Origin of the sequence: Helicobacter pylori, from assembly GCF_006440215.1 — a bacterium.
Taxonomy (GTDB): domain Bacteria; phylum Campylobacterota; class Campylobacteria; order Campylobacterales; family Helicobacteraceae; genus Helicobacter; species Helicobacter pylori_CS.
Window position 1 is genome coordinate 81,058 of sequence record NZ_VEZH01000003.1, and the last position, 22,602, is coordinate 103,659.

The following is a 22,602-nucleotide window of genomic DNA, read 5'->3' on the forward strand; positions in this document are numbered from 1 at the left end:
AGAATGAGATGAACAAGGTTGTAACCGATTTAGACAAAGCATTGAGCGGGTTAAAAGACGGAGACACTATTTTAGTGGGCGGTTTTGGGCTGTGCGGGATACCCGAATACGCCATTGATTACATTTACAAGAAAGGCATCAAGGATTTGATTGTCGTGAGCAATAACTGCGGCGTTGATGACTTTGGGCTTGGCATTCTGTTAGAAAAAAAGCAGATTAAAAAGATCATCGCTTCCTATGTGGGGGAGAATAAGATTTTTGAATCGCAAATGCTGAACGGAGAAATTGAAGTCGTTTTGACACCGCAAGGCACGCTGGCTGAAAACTTGCGCGCTGGAGGGGCTGGGATACCCGCTTACTACACCCCAACCGGGGTTGGGACTTTGATCGCTCAAGGCAAAGAATCAAGGGAATTTAACGGCAAAGAGTATATTTTAGAAAAAGCGATCACGGGCGATTACGGGCTTATCAAAGCCTATAAAAGCGATACTCTTGGGAACTTGGTGTTTAGAAAAACGGCTAGAAACTTCAATCCCCTGTGCGCGATGGCGGCAAAAATATGCGTCGCTGAAGTGGAAGAAATTGTCCCGGCCGGGGAATTAGACCCAGATGAAATACACTTGCCAGGAATCTATGTGCAACACATCTATAAGGGCGAGAAATTTGAAAAACGGATAGAAAAAATCACGACAAGGAGCGCGAAATGAGAGAGGCTATCATTAAAAGAGCGGCAAAGGAATTAAAAGAGGGCATGTATGTGAATTTAGGGATAGGCTTGCCCACGCTTGTGGCTAATGAAGTGAGCGGGATGAATATCGTTTTCCAAAGCGAAAACGGGCTGTTAGGGATTGGCGCTTACCCTTTAGAGGGGGGCGTTGATGCGGATCTCATTAATGCAGGAAAGGAAACCATAACCGTGGTGCCGGGCGCTTCGTTTTTCAACAGCGCGGATTCATTTGCAATGATTCGTGGGGGGCATATTGATTTAGCGATTTTAGGAGGGATGGAAGTCTCGCAAAATGGGGATTTGGCTAATTGGATGATCCCTAAAAAGCTCATAAAAGGCATGGGAGGGGCTATGGATCTGGTGCATGGCGCTAAAAAAGTGATTGTCATCATGGAGCATTGCAACAAATACGGGGAGTCTAAAGTGAAAAAAGAATGCTTCTTGCCTTTAACAGGAAAAGGCGTGGTGCATCAATTGATAACGGATTTAGCGGTGTTTGAGTTTTCCAATAACGCCATGAAATTAGTGGAATTGCAAGAGGGTGTCAGCCTTGATCAAGTGAAAGAAAAAACAGAAGCTGAATTTGAAGTGCACTTATAGCTTATAAAAGGGGTGTTGATGTTTTTATTAAGGCATTTGACTTCAGCGTGCGTGTTTTTGGCGTCTAAATGTTTGCCGGACTCTTTTGTCTTGGTCACTCTTTTATCGTTTGTCGTGTTTGTTCTTGTTTATGGTTTGACAGGGCAAGACGCTTCTTCTGTCATTTCTAGTTGGGGGAATGGCGCTTGGACGCTTTTAGGTTTTTCTATGCAAATGGCTCTTATTTTGGTGTTGGGTCAGGCTTTGGCTAGCGCTAAATTAGTCCAAAAACTTTTAAAATATCTAGCGTCTTTACCTAAAGGGTATTATACGGCTTTATTGTTGGTTACTTTTCTATCGTTAATCGCTAATTGGATCAACTGGGGTTTTGGCTTAGTGATCAGCGCGATTTTTGCAAAAGAGATCGCCAAGAATGTTAAAGGGATGGATTACAGGCTGCTTATTGCTAGCGCTTATTCGGGTTTTGTCATCTGGCATGGGGGTTTATCAGGCTCTATCCCTTTAAGCGTTGCCACCCAAAATGAAAATCTATCCAAAATAAGCGCTGGGGTGATTGAAAAAGCTATTCCTATCAGTCAGACGATTTTTTCTGCATATAATTTAATCATCATAGGGATCATTCTTGTAGGGTTACCCTTTTTAATGGCAATGATTCACCCTAAGAAGGAAGAAATCATTGAGATTGACGCAAAGCTTTTAAAAGACGAATACAAGGAAACAGAACTCATTGATCACCAACAAGACAAAACGATCGCGCATTTTTTGGAAAACAGCACTCTGCTTTCTTATCTTTTGGTTTTTTTGGGTTTTGGGTATCTTGGTATTTATTTTTTTAAAGGAGGAGGGCTTAGTTTAAACATTGTCAATACGATTTTCCTTTTTTTAGGGATTTTGCTCCATAAAACCCCTTTAGCTTATGTGAAAGCGATCGATCGTTCCGCTAGGAGCGTGGCTGGGATTTTATTGCAATTCCCTTTTTATGCTGGGATTATGGGGATGATGGCAAGCCATAGCGTGGGGGGTCATTCTTTAGCGCAAATGCTTTCTTTAGCCTTCACGCACATCGCTAATGAAAAAACTTTCGCGCTCATGACTTTTTTGAGCGCAGGGATTGTCAATATTTTCATCCCGTCTGGCGGAGGGCAATGGGCGATTCAAGCTCCTATCATGCTCCCTGCAGGGCAAAGCTTGGGGGTGGATCCGGGCGTGGTTTCTATGGCTATCGCTTGGGGAGACGCTTGGACGAATATGATACAGCCTTTTTGGGCTTTGCCCGCTTTGGCCATTGCGGGTTTGGGCGCTAAAGATATTATGGGCTATTGCGTTTTGACTTTAATTTTTGTAGGCTTAGTCGTGTGTGGGGTTTTTTATTTTTTAGTGTGAGTTTTTTATGCCTAAAACCACGCTCTTTTCAATGGGGTAGAATTTCTCTTTTACCCTTTAAACGCTCTTGTAATTAAGCCTTATTTCGTTACAATAGCCAACCCCATAATAAGGAAGTGTTTTGTTTTTCAAATTTATTTTATGTTTATTATTAGGAACATTTGCATGGGCAAAAGAGGATATTCTTACCCCATTAACGCCCTCTAAACGCTATTCTATCAATTTGATGACTGAAAATGATGGTTATATCAACCCTTACATTGATGAGTATTATACCGCAGGCAACCAAATAGGCTTTTCTACTAAAGAGTTTGATTTTTCTAAAAATAAAGCGATGAAATGGACTTCGTATTTAGGATTTTTCAATAAAAGCCCTAGGGTTACTCGTTTTGGCATTTCTCTCGCCCAAGACATGTATACCCCTTCACTTGAAAACAGAAAACTGGTGCATTTGCATGACAACCACCCTTATGGGGGGTATTTGAGGGTGAATTTGAATGTGTATAACCGCCATCAAACTTTTATGGAGTTATTCACGCTTTCTTTAGGCGCAACAGGGCAAGATTCTTTGGCCGCTCAAACGCAGCGTCTCATTCATAAATGGGGTCATGACCCCCAATTTTATGGCTGGAACACGCAGCTCAAAAACGAATTTATCTTTGAATTGCACTACCAATTGCTCAAAAAAGTCCCCCTTTTAAAGACTCGTTTTTTTTCTATGGAGTTAATGCCTGGGTTTAATGTGGAATTGGGTAATGCGAGGGATTATTTCCAACTCGGCTCGCTCTTTAGGGCTGGGTATAATCTAGACGCTGATTATGGGGTCAATAAGGTCAATACCGCTTTTGATGGAGGCATGCCTTATAGCGATAAATTTTCCGTCTATTTTTTTGCAGGGGCTTTTGGGCGCTTCCAACCCCTTAACATCTTCATTCAAGGCAATAGCCCTGAAACTAGGGGCATTGCTAATTTGGAATACTTTGTTTATGCCAGTGAAATAGGAGCGGCTATGATGTGGCGCAGCTTTAGGGTGGCTTTTACGATTACCGATATTAGTAAAACCTTTCAATCCCAGCCTAAACACCACCAAATCGGCACTTTAGAATTGAATTTCGCTTTTTGATTTAATAGGTTTAATATTTTTCTTCCTATATGATATTTTTTTGAATGAACTTATTACTATTATTCACTTCACACACTAAATTTTCACTGATTGGCTTTAAAAAAAAAAAAAAAACGATTTCCATTTTAAAATCTGTCCTATAATCCAAACAGGTTACCTTGATAGGTTACCTTGAGCAACACTTTAATGATAAGGAGTCTAAACAATGAAAGACGCAAGAGTTCAGGTGATGGGTATTGATGCCGGCGGCACCATGACGGACACATTTTTTGTGAAAGAAAATGGCAGTTTCGTAGTTGGTAAAGCCCAAAGCAACCCAGAAGATGAGAGCTTAGCTATTTACAATAGCTCACAGGACGCTTTATCGCACTGGCAATCAGATGTGAATAAGGTTTATCCAGAGTTGGTCACTTGCGTGTACTCAGGCACGGCGATGCTCAATCGGGTCGTCCAAAGGCGTGGGATGGAAGTGGGCCTGATTTGCAATAAGGGTTTTGAGCAAATGCATTCTATGGGTAGGGCGTTGCAATCCTATTTGGGGTATGCGCTAGAAGAAAGGCTACACATCAACACGCACAAGTATGATGATCCGCTGATTCCTCTAAAAAGGATTAGAGGCGTTACAGAAAGAACCGATGTCAAGGGGCAAGTGGTTATCCCGGTGCGTCAAGAAGAGGTTAAAGTTGCTGTTAAGGAGCTTTTAGAAGCAGGTGCAAAGGCCATTGTGATTTGCTTGTTGCAATCTCATAAAAACGCTGAAAGTGAGAGGATCGTTAGAGATATAGCGTTAAAAGAGATTGAAAAATTGGGTAAAAATGTTCCCGTATTCGCTTCGGTGGATTACTACCCTCAAAGAAAAGAAAGCCACAGAATGAACACCACTATCTTAGAAGCTTATGCGGCTGAGCCAAGCAGGCAAACTCTCTCTAAAGTCAGCAACCGCTTCAAAGAGCATGGTGCTAAATTCGATCTTAGAGTGATGGCAACGCATGGAGGCACTATCAGTTGGAAAGCTAAAGAGCTTGCCAGAACGATCGTGAGCGGCCCTATTGGAGGCGTGATCGGATCTAAATTGCTAGGCGAAACGCTTGGTTATGACAATATTGCATGCAGCGATATTGGTGGCACGAGCTTTGATATGGCGCTTATCGTTAAGAGCAATTTCAACATCGCTTCTGACCCTGATATGGCACGCCTTGTTTTATCTCTACCGCTTGTGGCTATGGATTCCGTTGGTGCAGGTGCGGGGAGTTTTGTGCGCATTGATCCGCACAGCCGATCTGTCAAACTAGGGCCTGACAGCGCGGGGTATAGAGTTGGCACTTGTTGGAAAGACAGCGGATTAGACACGGTTTCAGTAACCGATTGCCATATTGTTTTAGGCTATTTGAACCCGGATAATTTCTTAGGCGGTTTGATTAAATTAGATGTGGATAGGGCTAAAAAACACATTAAAGAACAAATCGCTGATCCGCTAGGCATTAGCGTAGAAGATGCGGCTGCGGGTGTGATTGAGTTGCTTGATTTGGAGCTTAAAGAGTACTTGCGATCCAACATTAGTGCTAAAGGGTATAGCCCGTCTGATTTTGTGTGCTTTTCGTATGGTGGTGCAGGGCCTGTGCATACCTATGGCTATACAGAAGGATTAGGGTTTAAGGATGTGGTAGTGCCTGCGTGGGCGGCTGGATTTAGCGCTTTTGGTTGCGCTTGCGCTGATTTTGAATACAGATACGATAAGAGCGTGGATATTGCCATTCCGCAGTATTCTTCAGACAAGTCAAAAGTAGAAGCATGCAAAATCATTCAAGACGCATGGGATGAATTGACTCTCAAAGTGATTGAAGAGTTCAAGATCAATGGGTTTTCTCAAAAAGATGTGATCTTAAGACCTGGATACAGGATGCAGTATATGGGGCAATTGAATGATTTAGAGATCACTTCTCCTGTGTCAAAAGCTGCAAGCGTGGCTGATTGGGAAGAGATTGTCAAAGAATATGAAAAAACCTACGCTCGTGTTTATTCTGAATCAGCATGTTCTCCAGAGCTTGGTTTTAGCGTGACCGGCGTGATCATGCGTGGTGTTGTGGCTACGCAAAAACCTGTGATTCCGGTTGAAAAAGAGCATGGTGCTACGCCCCCAAAAGAAGCCAAAATAGGCGTTAGAAAATTCTATCGGCATAAAAAATGGGTGGATGCAGATGTGTGGCAAATGGAAAAATTATTGCCTGGAAATGAAGTCATAGGGCCTGCGATCGTGGAATCAGATGCGACCACTTTCGTGATACCCAAAGGCTTTGCGACAAGACTAGACAAACACCGATTATTCCACTTGAAAGAAATTAAATAAAGGAGTTCAAAATGGCAAATTTATTGAAAAACGGCAAAACTTTAAAACAAGCTAGAGATGAAATCCTAGCTAGGACAGAAAAAACAGGGCATTATAATGGTCTCAAAAAACTAGAGTTTAAAGAGAGAGATCCGATCGGTTATGAGAAGATGTTCTCTAAACTAAGGGGCGGTATCGTGCATGCCAGAGAAACGGCTAAAAGGATTGCGGCTAGCCCTATTGTTGAGCAAGAGGGGGAATTGTGCTTCACGCTTTATAACGCTGTAGGCGATAGCGTGCTGACTTCTACGGGTATCATTATCCATGTAGGCACTATGGGATCGGCTATCAAATACATGGTAGAGAATAATTGGGAAGACAACCCCGGTATCAACGATAAGGATATTTTCACCAACAACGACTGCGCGATTGGGAATGTGCACCCATGCGATATTATGACTCTTGTGCCTATTTTCCACGATGAAAAATTGATTGGATGGGTAGGCGGTGTTACGCATGTGATTGATACCGGTTCGGTTACTCCAGGATCGATGAGCACTGGACAGGTTCAAAGATTTGGGGATGGATACATGATCACTTGCCGTAAAACAGGAGCGAATGATGAAAGCTTTAAGGATTGGTTGCATGAATCTCAAAGATCGGTAAGAACGCCTAAATATTGGATTTTGGATGAAAGGACTAGGATTGCAGGATGCCATATGATTAGGGATTTAGTGATGGAAGTCATTAAAGAAGACGGCATTGATTCTTACATGCGATTTATTGATGAGGTGATTGAAGAAGGGAGGAGAGGCCTTATCTCTAGGATCAAATCCATGACCATACCCGGCAAGTATAGAAAGGTAGCGTTTGTGGATGTACCTTATGCGCATAAGGATATTGGCGTGTGCTCTGAATTTGCTAAGCTAGACACAATCATGCACTCTCCTGTGGAAATCACTATCAATAAAGACGCTACATGGAAATTGGATTTTGATGGCGCGTCTAGGTGGGGATGGCACTCTTTCAATTGCAACCAAGTGTCTTTCACTAGCGGTATTTGGGTGATGATGACTCAAACGCTGATACCCACTTCTCGCATCAATGATGGCGCTTATTTTGCGACTCAATTCAGACTCAAAAAAGGGACTTGGATGAATCCAGATGACAGGCGCACCGGGCATGCTTATGCGTGGCACTTCTTGGTATCAGGCTGGAGCGCTTTGTGGAGAGGCTTGTCTCAAGCGTATTACAGCCGAGGGTATTTAGAAGAGGTCAATTCTGGAAACGCTAACACTTCCAATTGGTTGCAAGGCGGTGGTATCAACCAGGATGGAGAAATCCATGCGGTGAATAGCTTTGAGACGAGTTCTTGTGGGACTGGAGCTTGTGCGATAAAAGACGGCCTAAATCACGCAGCAGCTATTTGGAATCCAGAGGGCGATATGGGCGATGTTGAAATTTGGGAAATGGCAGAGCCTCTTCTTTATTTGGGCAGGAATGTCAAAGCCAATACCGGTGGGTATGGGAAATATCGAGGCGGTAACGGGTTTGAAACCTTAAGAATGGTGTGGGGCGCGCATGATTGGACCATGTTCTTTATGGGTAATGGCTACATGAATAGCGATTGGGGTATGATGGGTGGTTATCCAGCGGCTAGTGGTTATAGGTTTGAAGCGCATAACACCAACTTAGAAAATAGGATTAAAAATAACGCTAGCTTGCCTTTGGGGGGCGATTTTAACCCAACTGATCGAGATTATGAAAAGCACATTTCTCATGCGTCTCAAGTCAAAAGGGATAAGCAATGCATCACCACCGAGAACTGCTTTGACAATTATGACTTGTATTTGAACTACATCAAAGGCGGTCCTGGATTTGGTGATCCGATTGAAAGGGATTTGAATGCGATTTTAGAAGATCTCAACAGCAAACAGCTATTGCCAGAATACGCTTACAAGGTTTATGGTGCGGTGGTGAGTCAAAATAAAGACGGCATTTGGGTAGGAGATGAAGCCAAAACGAAAGCTAGAAGAAAAGAAATTCTTGAAAACAGAAAGGCTAGATCCATACCGGTAAAACAATGGATGGAGCAAGAAAGAAACGCTATCCTTGAAAAAGAGGCTTCCAAACAGGTTAAGCACATGTATGCGACTAGCTTTGATCTCTCGCCTAAGTTTTTAAGCGATTTTAAAACATTTTGGAACTTGCCAAAGAATTGGACTGTGAAAGAAGATGAGCTTGGCGTATTCACCTATGGATCTAAATACAGGATGGATTTAAGCAAATTGCCTGATGTGCGCACGGTTGTGTTGGTTGATGAGAAATAAAAAAAGGAGAATGGTTATGTCAAAATACACACAAGAACAAATCAAAAATTTGGTAGAGGGGAACTTGGATTGGAACACTGTCTTAAAAATGCTGAGCATGCCTAAAGATCATGAAAGGTTCCAAATGTATTTGAAGGTGTTGCAAGATAAGGTAGGTTTTGATGACAAGATTGTCCTACCCTTGGGGCCACATTTGTTTGTGGTGCAAGATTCTCAAAAAAAGTGGGTTATTAAGTGTTCATGCGGTCATGCGTTTTGCACTCCAGAGGAGAATTGGAAATTGCATGCAAACATCTATGTGCGCGATACAGCAGAAAAAATGGAAGAGGTGTATCCTAAACTCTTAGCCAGTGATACTAACTGGCAAGTGTATCGAGAGTATATTTGCCCGGATTGTGGCATCCTTTTAGATGTTGAAGCCCCAACTCCTTGGTATCCTGTGATTCATGATTTTGAGCCTGATATAGAGGCGTTTTATAAAGATTGGCTAGGCATACAGCCCCCAGAAAGACACTAAGATCGCTCAATCCTTTTTATTAGAGAGGCTTTATGCCTCTTGGCCTACAAAGCTTGGGTTCATTTAACTCAAGCAAATTTTCTTCAATCCTAACAAATTTGGCTACAAATTAAAAAATTTAAGCTTTTTTCTTTTTTTTTGATTTAATACTCGGTATAATCTTAGTCCACCTAAAAGGAAAAGCTATGAAAGTAACACAAGGCATCATTAACGACTTTTTTGCCCTAACAAACATGATATTTTCTGTCCTTGTACACCAGCGAAACCACACTTGGGAAGAAGAAAATTGTGGAAAATTACTGCAAGATATTGTCAATATCTCTAAAAATAAGAAAACGCATTTTATGGGTTCTATCACTATACTTTCAATAAAATAAAGGGTGTTTTTGACTAAAAAATTCATGTCTTGGGTGGTGATCATCGGGGCTTTAATTTGCGTGCTTTTAGGGGTGTTTATCTTCTTTACTAGCATGTCGGTTAAAAAATCTTTAAGCACTTATCTTAACGCTTATTTAGAACAACGCCCCCAGATTAAGGGCGTGGGGATTGTGGGCACTCCTTTTGAATGCGAAGGGTTTTTTAAAATTGCATGCACTTCTAAAGAGCTCAGTTTTTTAGATTCTCAAAACTCCCCTATTGTGGATTTTAAAAATTTGAGCATTAAGCTCAATTCCTTAGATAAGAGCTCTCTTGTCCTTTCTGTCCATTCTCAAATCAAATCCCCTATTTTAGAGCAATCCATTCAGCAAAAAATCAGCCAAATCCCTCTAAAAGACTTGAATGCCTTATTGGAAAAAATTAAACCCACGCGCTTGAATTGCTCTTTAAAATTCAACGCTTTAGATGAAAAAACCTTAAACGACCATTTAAAATGCGATTTGACTAATGCAGAGAATATCCTTGCTTACACTTTTTTTCAAGAGGGTTTAATGGAGGTGCAAGAAAATCTCTCTCTTAAAAATATTTTTAAAACCTTGAGTTCTAAAGACGCTAAAGCCATAGAAGAGTTGCAAGACAAACTGCGTTTTTTAGCGCCAAAGTTGGGTGTTTCTATCCAAGCGCACCATCTTAAAAATCTTTTAGAAGCCTTTTATCACCAAAATAAAGAGAGTTTGGGCTTTTTTTCCCCTTATTTTAGCTTGCGTTCTCAAACCCCTAGCGTCTCTTATGAAAGCGCGTTAGCTTCTTTAGAAAACTATTTTATGGCCTTGTTCCAATCCCATTTTAAAGACGATGTAAAGCTCCAACAAAATTTTAAAGGATTGTTGCAAGCCTTTGTTTCTATGGCTAAAGACAAACGATCCCAAATCGCTCTTAACGCCCAAGCTAAAGACAACGCCAAGCTTACTTTTAACGCCTTGTTAGAAAGCCTTAGCGTGAATTTCTTTCAATCTTATAAAATAAGCCATGAGTGATTTCAAAGTCCCCTCCAAAGCTAAAGGGTTTAAACGCCTTTTTAAAGCCCTTTTTTATTCTAAAGACGGGCTTAAATGCGCATGGGCTGAAGAGAGCGCGTTCAGGCAAATTGCCATCTTGGCTCTTTTTTGTATCATTCTAGCGAGCTATATGACTAAAGATTTTTTAGAATGGGGGTTATTGATCTTGCCTTGTTTTTTATCGGTGATCATTGAATTGATCAACAGCTCTATTGAAAAGGCTGTGGATTTTACCAGCAAAGAGTTCCACCCTTTAGCTAAAAAGGCTAAAGACATGGCCAGTTCAGCCCAACTGATAGGGCTTATTTTTTGGGCTTTCATTTGGGGGCGTTATCTTTTAACGCTTTATTTGAAGTAATTAAATTTTAGGGAGACACATGCAAGATAATTTAATCAATGAAACAAAAAATATTGTAGAAGTGGGGATTGATTCTTCTATTGAAGAGAGCTATTTAGCTTATTCAATGAGCGTGATCATAGGGCGCGCTTTACCGGACGCTAGAGATGGCTTAAAGCCTGTGCATAGGCGTATTTTGTATGCGATGCATGAATTAGGCCTTACTTCCAAAGTCGCTTATAAAAAAAGCGCTAGGATCGTGGGTGATGTGATTGGTAAATACCACCCCCATGGCGATAACGCGGTTTATAATGCGTTAGTGAGAATGGCGCAAGATTTTTCTATGCGCTTGGAATTAGTGGATGGGCAGGGCAACTTTGGCTCTATTGATGGCGATAACGCTGCAGCGATGCGTTATACTGAAGCCAGAATGACTAAGGCGAGTGAAGAAATTTTAAGGGATATTGATAAAGACACCATTGATTTTGTGCCTAATTACGATGACACCTTAAAAGAGCCAGATATTTTACCAAGCCGTCTGCCTAACCTTTTAGTCAATGGGGCTAATGGGATCGCCGTAGGCATGGCGACTTCTATCCCCCCTCACAGGATTGATGAAATCATAGACGCTTTAGTGCATGTCTTAGAAAACCCTAACGCTGAATTAGATGAAATTTTGGAATTTGTCAAAGGGCCTGATTTTCCTACTGGTGGGATCATCTATGGCAAGACTGGCATTGTTGAAGCCTATAAAATGGGGCGAGGGCGTGTGAAAGTGCGGGCTAAAGTGCATGTGGAAAAAACAAAAAATAAAGAAATCATCGTTTTAGATGAAATGCCTTTTCAAACCAATAAAGCCAAATTAGTGGAACAAATCAGCGATTTAGCGCGAGAAAAGCAAATTGAAGGCATTAGCGAAGTGCGCGATGAAAGCGATAGAGAGGGAATTAGAGTGGTGATTGAATTAAAAAGAGACGCGATGAGTGAAATTGTCTTAAACCACCTCTACAAACTCACCACTATGGAGACCACTTTTAGCATCATTTTACTCGCTATTTATAATAAAGAGCCTAAGATTTTCACGCTTTTAGAGTTGTTGCGCCTTTTCTTAAACCACAGAAAAACCATTATTATAAGACGCACGATTTTTGAATTAGAAAAGGCTAAGGCCAGAGCGCATATTTTAGAGGGCTATTTGATCGCCTTGGACAATATTGATGAAATCGTACAACTCATTAAAACAAGCCCAAGCCCAGAAGCGGCTAAAAATACCTTAATGGAGCGTTTTACTTTGAGCGAGATCCAAAGCAAAGCCATTTTAGAAATGCGTTTGCAACGCTTAACAGGCCTTGAAAGGGATAAGATCAAAGAAGAATACCAAAACCTGCTAGAGCTTATTGATGATCTCAATGGCATTTTAAAGAGCGAAGATCGCTTGAATGAAGTCGTCAAAACAGAGCTTTTAGAAGTCAAAGAGCAGTTTTCTTCTCCAAGGCGCACTGAAATTCAAGAATCGTATGAAAGTATTGACACAGAAGATTTGATCGCTAATGAGCCTATGGTGGTGAGCATGAGCCATAAAGGCTATGTGAAAAGAGTGGATCTAAAAGCTTATGAAAAGCAAAATCGTGGCGGTAAAGGCAAGCTTTCAGGCAGCACTTATGAAGACGATTTCATTGAAAACTTTTTTGTGGCTAACACGCATGATATTTTGCTCTTTATCACCAATAAGGGGCAATTGTATCATTTGAAAGTCTATAAAATCCCAGAAGCGAGCCGGATCGCTATGGGTAAAGCCATTGTGAATTTAATTTCGCTCGCTCCGGATGAAAAAATCATGGCGACTCTAAGCACTAAAGACTTTAGCGATGAACGCTCTTTAGCTTTCTTCACGAAAAATGGCGTGGTGAAGCGCACCAATTTGAGCGAATTTGGCGGTAATAGGAGTTATAGCGGTATCAGAGCGATTGTTTTGGATGAAGGCGATGAATTAGTGGGCGCAAAAGTTGTGGATAAAAACGCTAAGCATTTGCTCATCGCATCGCATTTGGGTATTTTCATTAAATTCCCTTTAGAAGATGTGCGCGAGATTGGAAGAACTACTCGTGGGGTTAGAGGGATTAAGCTGAATGAAAATGATTTTGTTGTCAGCGCGGTCGTCATTAGCGATGACAGCAACAAGCTTTTGAGCGTGAGCGAGAACGGGCTTGGCAAACAAACCTTAGCTGAAGCGTATAGGGAGCAATCTCGTGGAGGTAAGGGGGTCATTGGCATGAAGCTCACTCAAAAAACTGGTAATTTGGTGGGCGTTATCAGCGTGGATGATGAAAACCTGGATTTGATGATCCTTACTGCGAGCGCGAAAATGATTAGAGTTTCCATTAAAGACATTAGAGAAACCGGAAGAAATGCCAGTGGAGTAAAACTCATAAACACCGCTGATAAAGTCGTGTATGTCAATTCTTGCCCTAAAGAAGAAGAGCCAGAAAATTTAGAAACCTCTTCGGCGCAAAATTTGTTTGAGTGATGCGTTTCTTTTCATTCTGTTATTTTTTATTTTATTTTTTAGGGGTTTCTTTACATGCCCTAAGCCCCCTAGAAGAACAAGAATTTTTAATTTCGTACCGCTTGAAAATCGTTGATTCCAGGGTGATGGGTGAAGAGTATTCTGTTTCTAAACCTATCGTTAGCCGCATCAAAACAGCCCCCTATGTCTTAGACTATCATTGCTCTATCATTGCTCGCAACTTACCCGATTTGAAAAACCCCTTGCTCCAAACCAAACTAGAACGCTTCCTTTTAGAAATAGCGTTAAAAAAAGAAAAAGAGCGAGTCATTGATTGTATTTTAAAAAGCCAAGTCGCTATCACGCATTATGATCATAGCTATAAAAACGGCACCACTACCACGAGCATTCTTAACCTCAAAGCTTTAAGCGTTAAAGCGAGTTTAGAGGGGGATATGCTGTCTTTAGATATTTTTAGAAAGGAAGAAGAATGAAAATCGCCATTGTAGAAGATGATATTAACATGCGTAAAAGCCTGGAGCTTTTTTTTGAGCTTCAGGATGATTTAGAGATTGTGAGTTTTAAAAACCCTAAAGACGCTTTAGCCAAACTTGATGAAAGCTTTGATTTAGTCATCACGGATATTAACATGCCCCATATGGACGGCTTGGAATTTTTACGCCTTTTAGAGGGCAAGTATGAATCCATTGTGATCACCGGTAATGCGACCTTGAATAAAGCCATTGATTCCATTCGTTTAGGCGTGAAAGATTTTTTCCAAAAGCCTTTTAAACCAGAATTGCTTTTAGAGTCTATTTATCGCACCAAAAAAGTTTTAGAATTTCAAAAAAAACACCCTCTAGAAAAACCTTTAAAAAAACCACACAAACACAGCTTTTTAGCCACTTCAAAAGCTTTAGAAGAGAGCAAACGACAGGCCTTAAAAGTCGCAAGCACGGACGCTAATGTCATGCTATTAGGCGAAAGCGGGGTGGGTAAGGAGGTTTTTGCTCATTTCATCCACCAGCATTCTCAGCGCTCCAAGCACCCTTTTATCGCAATCAACATGTCCGCTATCCCAGAGCATTTATTAGAAAGCGAGCTTTTTGGGTATCAAAAAGGGGCGTTCACGGACGCCACAGCGCCTAAAATGGGGCTTTTTGAAAGCGCGAATAAAGGCACGATCTTTTTAGATGAAATCGCTGAAATGCCCCTTCAATTGCAAAGCAAACTTTTAAGAGTGGTTCAAGAAAAAGAAATCACGCGCCTTGGGGATAATAAGAGCGTTAAAATTGATGTTCGTTTCATTTCCGCTACCAACGCTAACATGAAAGAAAAAATCGCTTCAAAAGAATTTAGAGAAGATTTGTTTTTCCGCTTGCAAATCGTGCCTATAACTATCGCGCCTTTAAGAGAGAGAGTAGAAGAGATTCTACCCATTGCTGAAATCAAGCTTAAAGAAGTGTGCGAGGCTTATCATTTGGGGCCAAAATCTTTTTCAAAAAACGCCGCCAAACGCCTTTTAGAATACTCTTGGCATGGGAATGTGCGAGAGCTTTTAGGAGTCGTGGAAAGAGCGGCGATTTTAAGCGAAGGAGCAGAAATCCAAGAAAAAGATTTGTTTTTGGAAAGGTAGTTTGTAGAACTTCTTTGTAATCGCAACTAGAATAAGTTTAATAAATTTTAGCCATCACGCTATAATTTCATGGAGTTACATGGTTTGTTGTGTAACAAATTGAGTAAAAAAGTGGATAGATTTGGCTATAGAGCGATTGGTGTTGGAGTGGATAAGGAAACTAACGGAGTTATTGTTCAATTGAATAAAGAAACGATGGTTAGATTGAATAGCAAAACCGCTTTACATTCTGCAATGGTAGCTCTTATAAAATCATTGATGTTCTTAACAATAAAGATGGTGATTTTATCAATTGCAGATTGTTTATCGTTAAGGAATTAGGGGTTGATGAGTGTTTGGGGTTTTATGCGCCTACTGTGATTGGTAATAACAACACCACTCTTGCTGATTTGCTTGAAAATGATGAGCCTACGATATATTATGAAGCCAATTCTGCAAATATCAGGCGTTTTTTGGATAGAGGGTCTTACAACATTGAGTGGTTGATGAGGAAGTGTTTGGGGGTTGGGTTTAGGAGTTGTAAGGTAGAGCGGATATAAGGAACGGAATTTGTGATCAAATTCCGCTATAAAAAGTGGGGATCTGTGATTGATAGAGAAGTTAAAAGGCAATTCCCCAAATATCTTAAAGACTCAAAAAAGGCAGCCGTTAAAATGACAAGCAAGGTGTTTTACGAGTTGTTGAAGGGGTCTCTGCCCATTCAGGCGATTATCATGCGGAAGGAAAACAATAATAAATAAAATCTTGTTGGGTTTTAATCTTCTTATTTTTTTAAATTAAAAGTCATTTTTTAAACCCTAAGACCGCACTACAAAAATTATCGCTCCATTAAAATCAAGTTTTTTACTATTGATTATAAAAAATGTTTTTTAGCATTTTTTATAATTTATGATCAACACTTAATGATAATAAAGCCGTTCTTTCAAACTTTCATGCGAGGGTTTTAAAGGCATGGCTTCTTTGCTAACTCTTGCATGATCAAGCGGCTATTATTGCCGCTAGCCTTGTGATTTTAAGACAATGACGCTAATGTTTCTAATCTCTAATGTTTAGCTATCTGTTATTTTATTCAGCCATACATCGTTTCTACAAGCAAACCCCATGCAAGCTATTCCAATTCCAAAGCTAAAAATTTTCCCGTGTAGCTTTGGGTTTTTTCGCAATTTTTTGCCACCTCTAAAGGCGTGCCGCTCGCAATGACTTTCCCGCCCTTATCCCCCCCATCAGGCCCCATGTCTATAATGTAATCAGCGTTTTTGATGATGTCTAAATTATGCTCAATCACTATCATGGAATTGCCTAACGCCACTAAAGAATGCAAGACTTGTAAAAGGTGATTCACATCTTCAAAATGCAAACCGGTGGTAGGCTCATCTAAAATATAAAGGGTTTTGCCTGTGTCTTTTTTGCTCAATTCTTTAGCTAATTTGATCCTTTGAGCCTCCCCCCCGCTTAAAGTCGTAGCGTTTTGCCCTAAAGTGATATAGCCCAAGCCCACATCTATAAGGGTTTTTAACTTCACAGCGATTTTAGGGAATTTAGCAAAAAATTCATAGGCTTCTTCCACGCTCATGTTCAACACATCGGCAATGGATTTGCCTTTTACCTTGATTTCTAAAGTTTGGGGGTTGTATTTAGCGCCCTTACAGCTATCGCATTGGACCAACACATCAGGCAAAAAGTGCATTTCTATTTTAATATCCCCATCGCCTTGGCATTTCTCGCACCGCCCCCCTTTAACATTAAAGCTAAAACGGCTCGCGCTATAGCCTAAAATTTTAGCTTCTTTTTGCTCGGCAAATAAAATCCTGATTTCATCCATCACTCCTGTATAAGTGGCAGGGTTGCTTCGTGGGGTTTTGCCTATGGGGGCTTGGTCTAAATAAATCACTTTATCCAAATGTTCCAACCCTACAATCTCCACCCCATTCAAGCTTTGAATTTTTTTAGCATGGTTTAAAAGGGTTTGAGCGGTGGGTAAAAGGGTTTGTAAAATCAGCGAGCTTTTACCGCTCCCGCTCACCCCAGTAATGCACACCAATTGTTTTAAAGGGATTTGAACGCTCAAATTCTTAATGTTATTGATATTGACATTTTTAATTTCTAAAAAATGCTTTTCTTTAGGGAGTTCCAATTTAGGGCGCTCAATCTTTTTAGTGCCGTTGAGATACAAAGCGGTAGAATGGTTGTTTTGCAATAAATCTTTTACGCTCCCGCTAAAAACCACTTCACCCCCATGCCTTCCAGCCTTTGGCCCAATATCCACAACAAAATCCGCATGCTTAATCGTCTCTTTATCATGCTCTACGACAATGAGCGTGTTCCCCTTTTTTTGTAAATTCCTAAGGGTGTTGATGAGTTTGAGCGTGTCTTTTTCATGCAAACCAATGCTAGGCTCGTCTAAAACATACAAAACCCCCGTCAAACCGCTCCCAATTTGACTAGCGATTCGTATCCTTTGGCTCTCCCCTCCACTAATCGTTCGCGCATCCCTCCCTAAAGTCAAATACCCTAGCCCCACATCGTATAAAAAAAACACCCTTTCTAAAATCTCTTTTAAAATGGGTTCAGCGATCTTTTTTTCTTGCTCGTTAAGATAGCTAAAATGCGTGGGATCATTAAAAAAATGATAAACCTCTTCAATAGGCTTAGTTAAAAAATCCGCCATTTTCAAGCCAGCGACTTGGACGCTCAAACTTGAAGCTTTCAAACGATGCCCCTTGCATGAAGAACAGGTTTTTTCGCTCATGTAATCGCTCAAATCCTTTTGCTCTTTAAACATGTCATAAGCGATTTGGATAATGCCTTTCCAAGGGCGTTTTAAAGAGCTGTTTTTAAAATGAAAGCTGATTTCAGTGCCATTCCCATACAAAAGAGCGTCCTGTTGCTCTTTATTCAATTCGTTAAAACAAAGCGCGCTGTCAATGCCATTATATTCGCAAAAGCCCTCAAACATTTGAGCGTAATAACTGCGGTTATACCCAAAAATCACTTTAATCGCTCCTTGATTTAAAGGCGTGTTAGGATCTAAAATCTTACTAATATCTAAGCTGAATTTTGTCCCCAAACCCAAACAGCTCTCGCACGCCCCTTTAGGCGAATTGAATGAAAAACTCAAAGGCTCTAATTCTTCAAAACTCATCTTGCATTTAAAGCATGCCTTATGCTCGCTGTAATGCTTCCTGATACTTGGCGCGTTGTCTTGCAAGATTTCCACTTCTAATTCCCCATAGCTTTCTTTAAGGGCTTTTTCTATTGCGCTAGCGATCCGTGAAGAATTTTCGCTATTGATAACCACCCTATCCACCACCGCTTCAATGGTGTGTTTTTTGGTTTTGTGCAAATGGATTTCTTCATCTAAACGCACCATCACCCCATCAACAAAAGCCCTCACATACCCCTTTAAACGCAAGCTCTCTAATTTATCGTTAAACGAACCTTTTTTATCTTTAATAATGGGGGCTAGAATAATGATTTTAGAATTTTCTTCTAAATGACAGATTTGAGAAATAATATCGCTCGCGCTCATAGAACTAATAGGCTCTAAACATGTGGGGCAAAATTGCTCCCCAACCCTTGCAAACAACAACCTTAAATAATCATAAATCTCAGTGATCGTCCCCACAGTGGATCTAGGGTTTTTAGAAGTGGTTTTTTGATCAATAGCAATCGCTGGGGTTAGGCCTTCAATTTTATCCACATTAGGCTTACCCACTTTGTCTAAAAATTGCCTCGCATAGCTGGATAAACTCTCTAAATAGCGCCTTTGGCCTTCAGCGTATAAAGTGTCAAACGCCAGAGTGGATTTACCCGAACCGCTTAATCCGGTAAAAACAACAAATTGGTTTTTAGGGATTTCTAAAAAAATATTTTTGAGATTATTTTCCCTAGCCCCTTGAATAATGATCTTATCCATAATGGTTTTATGTTGCAAGAGTTTCCTTAAAATTCCTTAAAATAAGAAAGTGGATTAAAAGGAGCTATTATACTTCAAAAAAGAATGGTTTTATTATCATTTCTTATTCATAAGAGTTAAAAATATTTGCTTGATTAAGGATAAACATGCTATTATTTTGTGAGAAAATTTTAAAGATAGGAATGTAAAGGAATGGAATTTATGAAAAAGTTTGTAGCTTTAGGGCTTCTATCCGCAGTTTTAAGCTCTTCGTTGTTGGCCGAAGGTGATGGTGTTTATATAGGGACTAATTATCAGCTTGGGCAAGCCCGTTTGAATAGTAATATTTATAATACAGGGGATTGCACAGGGAGTGTTGTAGGTTGCCCCCCAGGTCTTACCGCTAATAAGCATAATCCAGGAGGCACCAATATCAATTGGCACTCCAAATACGCTAATGGGGCTTTGAATGGTTTTGGGTTGAATGTGGGTTATAAGAAGTTCTTCCAGTTCAAGTCATTGGATATGACAAGCAAGTGGTTTGGTTTCAGAGTGTATGGGCTTTTTGATTATGGGCATGCCACTTTAGGTAAGCAAGTTTATGCACCTAATAAAATCCAGTTGGATATGGTTTCTTGGGGTGTGGGGAGCGATTTGTTAGCTGATATTATTGATAAAGACAACGCTTCTTTTGGTATTTTTGGTGGGGTCGCTATCGGCGGTAACACTTGGAAAAGCTCAGCGGCAAACTATTGGAAAGAGCAAATCATTCAAGCTAAAGGTCCTGATGTTTGTACCCCTACTTATTGTAACCCTAACGCTCCTTATAGCACCCAAACTTCAACCGTCGCTTTTCAGGTATGGTTGAACTTTGGGGTGAGAGCCAATATTTACAAGCATAATGGCGTAGAGTTTGGCGTGAGAGTGCCGCTACTCATCAATAAATTTTTGAGTGCGGGTCCTAACGCTACTAATCTTTATTACCATTTGAAACGGGATTATTCGCTTTATTTGGGGTATAACTACACTTTTTAAACCCTTTAAAAGGGTGTCTTTAAGCCCTTTTTAGTCTTTATGAAAAGGGTTTTGGTTTGAATTTTCACACCTTAAAAAGCTAAAATTGATTATAAAGAAACTTTTGAGCGTAACCAACAAAACCAATACCATTGAGTAGGCATTTGGAAAATTCATCTAGGGGTTTTAAGGGGGTTGTTTGCAAGAAATAGAAAATCTGCACCAAAGCGTTTTGTTGCAAGAAGTTTTGCAAGCGTTCACGCCTTTAGAAGAAGGGGTTTTGATTGATTGCACTTTAGGGTTAGGGGGGCATTCTAAAGCCCTTTTATCCCAAAAACCGCACCTGAAACTCATTGGCATTGATAAAGATAAGTTCGCTCAAGAAATCGCTAAAGAACGATTGAAAGCCTTTGAAGGGCGTTATAATCTCTTAAGTGGAGGGTTTGCCAAACGCTTTAAAGAAGCCCTAGAAATTCATGACGATCGAATCAAGGGGGTTTTAGTGGATTTAGGGGTGAGCTCCTTACAGCTTGATGATGATAACAGAGGGTTTAATTTCCATTCGCACGCTTTGGATATGCGCATGGATTTGGAGAGCGATTTAAACGCTCAAAAAGTCATCAACTCTTATCCTGTAATAGCGTTAGAAAAAATCTTTAGAGACTATGGCGAGATCAAAGAATACAAAAAAATCGCCCACAAAATTGCAGAAAGGCGCGCTAAAAAACCCTTTAAAGACGCTAAGGATTTGAGCGAGTTTTTAAGCTCTTTTTCTAAAAATAAAAAAATCCATCCAGCGACTTTGGTGTTTCAAGCCATCCGCATAGAAGTCAATAGCGAATTAGAAGAGTTAAAAGAGTTTTTACAATGTGCTAGAAACCTTAAGGGAGCGATTCTATGCGTGATTTCTTTTCATTCTTTAGAAGACGCGTTAGTGAAAAACGCCTTCAAAGATTACGCTAAAAATTGCATTTGCGATCCTTCAAGTTTCAAATGCACTTGCTCTAACAACCACGCTTTAGGCGCAATTTTAACCAAAAAGCCCATCACTCCAAGCCTAGAAGAAATTAAAAACAACAGGCGTTCACGAAGTGCTAAAATGAGGGTTTTTCAATTCAAACCATGAATAAGCCAATGAGTAAGCCATGAGTATAAAAAGCCATTCTTCAAATGAAAAAGAACGCTTTGCGCGCATAGAAGAGGACGAAAAGAAAGAATTATTTGCTGGAACTACCAATGAAAATTCGCACGGCCTTTCTTTAATGGCTTTAATAGGGGTGTTGGTTTTTGGGGGTGCGTTTTTAGCTCTGTTAGCGCCTAAAATCTATTTAAGCAATAATATCTATTATATTAGCCGTAAAATCAACACCCTAGAAGATCAAAAACGCCTGCTTTTAGAAGAACAACAAATCCTAAAAAACGAATTAGAAAAAGAGCGTTTTAAATACTATATAGAGAATAGTGAAAATATTGGCGATATTGCGTTTTAAGTGAAAACCCCCCTATCCCCTTAAGAGAGCCTAATTAATGGTAAATCATTTTAAATTATTTTAACATAAAGACTTATTTTAAAATTTTGTTTCAATATGAAATTTTAATCCCTTGTAAAAACTTTAAATTTCAAAAAACAAGCAAACAATCCCCTTAAATTGTATAATAAAAACACTTTAAGCCAACAAAGGATAACCATGAGAAAACGATTCACTCCATTTTTGTTATTCAGGAAATAATATAGATGAAAAAAACGATTTCAGCGTTGTTTTTATCAGCGTGCATAGGGTTATCGTCTGTTTATGCAGATAACGCTTTGATTTTACAAACCGATTTTAGCCTAAAAGATGGGGCTGTCTCGGCGATGAAAGGTGTCGCTTTCAGCGTTAATTCCAATCTTAAAATCTTTGATTTAACGCACGAAATCCCCCCGTATAACATCTGGGAAGGCGCTTACCGCTTGTATCAGACCGCTAGTTATTGGCCAAAAGGTTCGGTATTTGTGAGCGTAGTTGATCCGGGCGTAGGCACTAAGCGTAAATCGGTGGTATTGAAAACTAAAAACGGCCAGTATTTCGTCTCGCCGGATAACGGCACGCTGACTTTGGTGGCGCAAACTTTTGGGATTGATAGCGTGCGTGAAATTGATGAAAAAGCTAACCGCTTGAAAGGTTCTGAAAAATCCTATACTTTCCATGGTCGTGATGTGTATGCTTACACTGGGGCGCGCTTGGCTTCTGGAGCGATCGCATTCGAGCAGGTCGGGCCAGAGCTTCCCGCAAAAGTTGTTGAAATTCCTTACCAAAAAGCGAAAGCAACAAAAGGGGAGGTGAAGGGTAATATCCCGATTCTTGATATTCAATACGGCAATGTTTGGAGCAATATCAGCGATAAACTGCTTAATCAAGCAAAAATCAAACGCAACGATATATTGTGTGTAACCATTTCTAAAGGTTCCAAGAAAAAATACGAAGGGAAAATGCCGTATGTTGCGAGCTTTGGCGGTGTTTTAAAAGGCCAGCCGTTGGTCTATTTAAACAGCTTGTTGAATGTTTCCGTGGCGCTGAATAGGGATAATTTCGCGCAAAAATATCAAATTAAATCCGGTGCTGACTGGAATATTGATATAAAAAAGTGCACTAAGTAAAGCGTTTTTGAGAAAAATTAAGGGGGAGTTAAAGATTTCAACTATCAAACTTTCATTAACACAGCCTGATTAATTTTAAATAAACCCTAAAACAAACGCTTGTTTTTAAAATTTTGTTTCAATATGAAACACTA

General features: G+C 40.2%; 18 protein-coding genes and 1 pseudogene. 18 read left to right on the forward strand and 1 reads right to left on the reverse strand.

Features of this window, described 5'->3' with window-relative positions; all coding sequences use genetic code 11:
* Positions 1-8 precede the first annotated feature (8 nt).
* The 14 genes and pseudogenes from FIM44_RS02585 (at position 9) to FIM44_RS08795 (ending at position 15,661) form a co-directional block, all read left to right on the forward strand.
* Complete coding sequence (locus FIM44_RS02585; RefSeq protein ID WP_021307285.1) at positions 9-707, forward strand: CoA transferase subunit A; 699 nt, start codon at positions 9-11, stop codon at positions 705-707.
* Positions 704-1,327, forward strand: a complete 624-nt coding sequence (locus FIM44_RS02590) for a 3-oxoacid CoA-transferase subunit B (RefSeq protein ID WP_120878937.1) — start codon at positions 704-706, stop codon at positions 1,325-1,327. The genes FIM44_RS02585 and FIM44_RS02590 overlap by 4 nt, the downstream gene beginning before the upstream one ends.
* Positions 1,328-1,345: 18 nt before the next feature.
* On the forward strand, positions 1,346-2,710 hold the full coding sequence (locus FIM44_RS02595) for a TIGR00366 family protein (protein WP_140578980.1): 1,365 nt from the start codon (positions 1,346-1,348) through the stop codon (positions 2,708-2,710).
* 121 nt (positions 2,711-2,831) lie between these two features.
* Complete coding sequence (locus tag FIM44_RS02600; RefSeq protein ID WP_140578981.1) at positions 2,832-3,833, forward strand: lipid A deacylase LpxR family protein; 1,002 nt, start codon at positions 2,832-2,834, stop codon at positions 3,831-3,833.
* Between the two features lie 205 nt (positions 3,834-4,038).
* On the forward strand, positions 4,039-6,180 hold the full coding sequence (locus tag FIM44_RS02605) for a hydantoinase/oxoprolinase family protein (RefSeq protein ID WP_033582727.1): 2,142 nt from the start codon (positions 4,039-4,041) through the stop codon (positions 6,178-6,180).
* A gap of 11 nt (positions 6,181-6,191) precedes the next feature.
* The gene (locus FIM44_RS02610; RefSeq protein WP_140578982.1) at positions 6,192-8,489 is read left to right on the forward strand and encodes a hydantoinase B/oxoprolinase family protein; all 2,298 of its coding nucleotides are present in this window, start codon (positions 6,192-6,194) and stop codon (positions 8,487-8,489) included.
* 16 nt (positions 8,490-8,505) lie between these two features.
* A complete protein-coding gene (locus FIM44_RS02615) occupies positions 8,506-9,006 on the forward strand; it encodes an acetone carboxylase subunit gamma (protein ID WP_024948422.1) in 501 nt (166 codons plus the stop codon).
* A gap of 185 nt (positions 9,007-9,191) precedes the next feature.
* Positions 9,192-9,383, forward strand: coding sequence for a DUF262 domain-containing protein (locus tag FIM44_RS02620; RefSeq protein WP_140578983.1), 192 nt, complete (start codon positions 9,192-9,194; stop codon positions 9,381-9,383).
* Between the two features lie 9 nt (positions 9,384-9,392).
* Positions 9,393-10,421, forward strand: coding sequence for a hypothetical protein (locus FIM44_RS02625; protein WP_140578984.1), 1,029 nt, complete (start codon positions 9,393-9,395; stop codon positions 10,419-10,421).
* Positions 10,414-10,800 (forward strand): diacylglycerol kinase, encoded by a 387-nt coding sequence (locus FIM44_RS02630; protein WP_121295108.1) that lies wholly within the window; start codon positions 10,414-10,416, stop codon positions 10,798-10,800. The genes FIM44_RS02625 and FIM44_RS02630 overlap by 8 nt, the downstream gene beginning before the upstream one ends.
* Before the next feature lie 19 nt (positions 10,801-10,819).
* Positions 10,820-13,306, forward strand: a complete 2,487-nt coding sequence (gene gyrA, locus FIM44_RS02635; protein ID WP_140578985.1) for a DNA topoisomerase (ATP-hydrolyzing) subunit A — start codon at positions 10,820-10,822, stop codon at positions 13,304-13,306.
* Entirely contained in the window at positions 13,306-13,779 is a 474-nt protein-coding gene (locus FIM44_RS02640) for a hypothetical protein (protein ID WP_194147476.1), read from the forward strand. Before gyrA ends, FIM44_RS02640 begins: the two co-directional genes overlap by 1 nt.
* Complete coding sequence (gene flgR, locus FIM44_RS02645; protein WP_127922477.1) at positions 13,776-14,921, forward strand: transcriptional activator FlgR; 1,146 nt, start codon at positions 13,776-13,778, stop codon at positions 14,919-14,921. Before FIM44_RS02640 ends, flgR begins: the two co-directional genes overlap by 4 nt.
* A 299-nt stretch (positions 14,922-15,220) precedes the next feature.
* Positions 15,221-15,661: pseudogene (locus FIM44_RS08795) on the forward strand (hypothetical protein).
* A 368-nt stretch (positions 15,662-16,029) separates the two neighbouring features.
* Here FIM44_RS08795 and uvrA read toward each other — a convergent pair.
* Positions 16,030-18,855, reverse strand: coding sequence for an excinuclease ABC subunit UvrA (gene uvrA, locus FIM44_RS02660; protein ID WP_194148681.1), 2,826 nt, complete (start codon positions 18,853-18,855; stop codon positions 16,030-16,032).
* 174 nt (positions 18,856-19,029) lie between these two features.
* Here uvrA and hopE point away from each other — a divergent pair, with 174 nt between their 5' ends.
* The 4 genes from hopE to FIM44_RS02680 all read left to right on the forward strand — a co-directional run bounded on the left by hopE (position 19,030) and on the right by FIM44_RS02680 (position 22,468).
* Entirely contained in the window at positions 19,030-19,851 is an 822-nt protein-coding gene (gene hopE / locus FIM44_RS02665; protein WP_029567863.1) for a Hop family outer membrane protein HopE, read from the forward strand.
* A 178-nt stretch (positions 19,852-20,029) separates the two neighbouring features.
* On the forward strand, positions 20,030-20,956 hold the full coding sequence (rsmH, locus tag FIM44_RS02670) for a 16S rRNA (cytosine(1402)-N(4))-methyltransferase RsmH (RefSeq protein WP_140578987.1): 927 nt from the start codon (positions 20,030-20,032) through the stop codon (positions 20,954-20,956).
* Between the two features lie 19 nt (positions 20,957-20,975).
* Positions 20,976-21,320, forward strand: coding sequence for a hypothetical protein (locus FIM44_RS02675; protein WP_140578988.1), 345 nt, complete (start codon positions 20,976-20,978; stop codon positions 21,318-21,320).
* A 245-nt stretch (positions 21,321-21,565) separates the two neighbouring features.
* Positions 21,566-22,468: an SAM hydrolase/SAM-dependent halogenase family protein gene (locus FIM44_RS02680; protein WP_140578989.1), complete on the forward strand. Its 903-nt coding sequence runs from the start codon at positions 21,566-21,568 to the stop codon at positions 22,466-22,468.
* The last annotated feature ends 134 nt before the right edge of the window (positions 22,469-22,602 follow it).

What these genes read in the sequence shown, in the direction of transcription:
- FIM44_RS02585 (WP_021307285.1), top strand. Translation starts at nt 9, where the DNA reads ATGAACAAGGTTGTAACCGATTTAGACAAAGCATTGAGCGGGTTAAAA.
- FIM44_RS02590 (WP_120878937.1), top strand. Translation starts at nt 704, where the DNA reads ATGAGAGAGGCTATCATTAAAAGAGCGGCAAAGGAATTAAAAGAGGGC.
- FIM44_RS02595 (WP_140578980.1), top strand. Translation starts at nt 1,346, where the DNA reads ATGTTTTTATTAAGGCATTTGACTTCAGCGTGCGTGTTTTTGGCGTCT.
- FIM44_RS02605 (WP_033582727.1), top strand. Translation starts at nt 4,039, where the DNA reads ATGAAAGACGCAAGAGTTCAGGTGATGGGTATTGATGCCGGCGGCACC.
- FIM44_RS02610 (WP_140578982.1), top strand. Translation starts at nt 6,192, where the DNA reads ATGGCAAATTTATTGAAAAACGGCAAAACTTTAAAACAAGCTAGAGAT.
- FIM44_RS02615 (WP_024948422.1), top strand. Translation starts at nt 8,506, where the DNA reads ATGTCAAAATACACACAAGAACAAATCAAAAATTTGGTAGAGGGGAAC.
- FIM44_RS02620 (WP_140578983.1), top strand. Translation starts at nt 9,192, where the DNA reads ATGAAAGTAACACAAGGCATCATTAACGACTTTTTTGCCCTAACAAAC.
- FIM44_RS02630 (WP_121295108.1), top strand. Translation starts at nt 10,414, where the DNA reads ATGAGTGATTTCAAAGTCCCCTCCAAAGCTAAAGGGTTTAAACGCCTT.
- gyrA (WP_140578985.1), top strand. Translation starts at nt 10,820, where the DNA reads ATGCAAGATAATTTAATCAATGAAACAAAAAATATTGTAGAAGTGGGG.
- FIM44_RS02640 (WP_194147476.1), top strand. Translation starts at nt 13,306, where the DNA reads ATGCGTTTCTTTTCATTCTGTTATTTTTTATTTTATTTTTTAGGGGTT.
- flgR (WP_127922477.1), top strand. Translation starts at nt 13,776, where the DNA reads ATGAAAATCGCCATTGTAGAAGATGATATTAACATGCGTAAAAGCCTG.
- hopE (WP_029567863.1), top strand. Translation starts at nt 19,030, where the DNA reads ATGGAATTTATGAAAAAGTTTGTAGCTTTAGGGCTTCTATCCGCAGTT.
- FIM44_RS02675 (WP_140578988.1), top strand. Translation starts at nt 20,976, where the DNA reads ATGAGTATAAAAAGCCATTCTTCAAATGAAAAAGAACGCTTTGCGCGC.
- FIM44_RS02680 (WP_140578989.1), top strand. Translation starts at nt 21,566, where the DNA reads ATGAAAAAAACGATTTCAGCGTTGTTTTTATCAGCGTGCATAGGGTTA.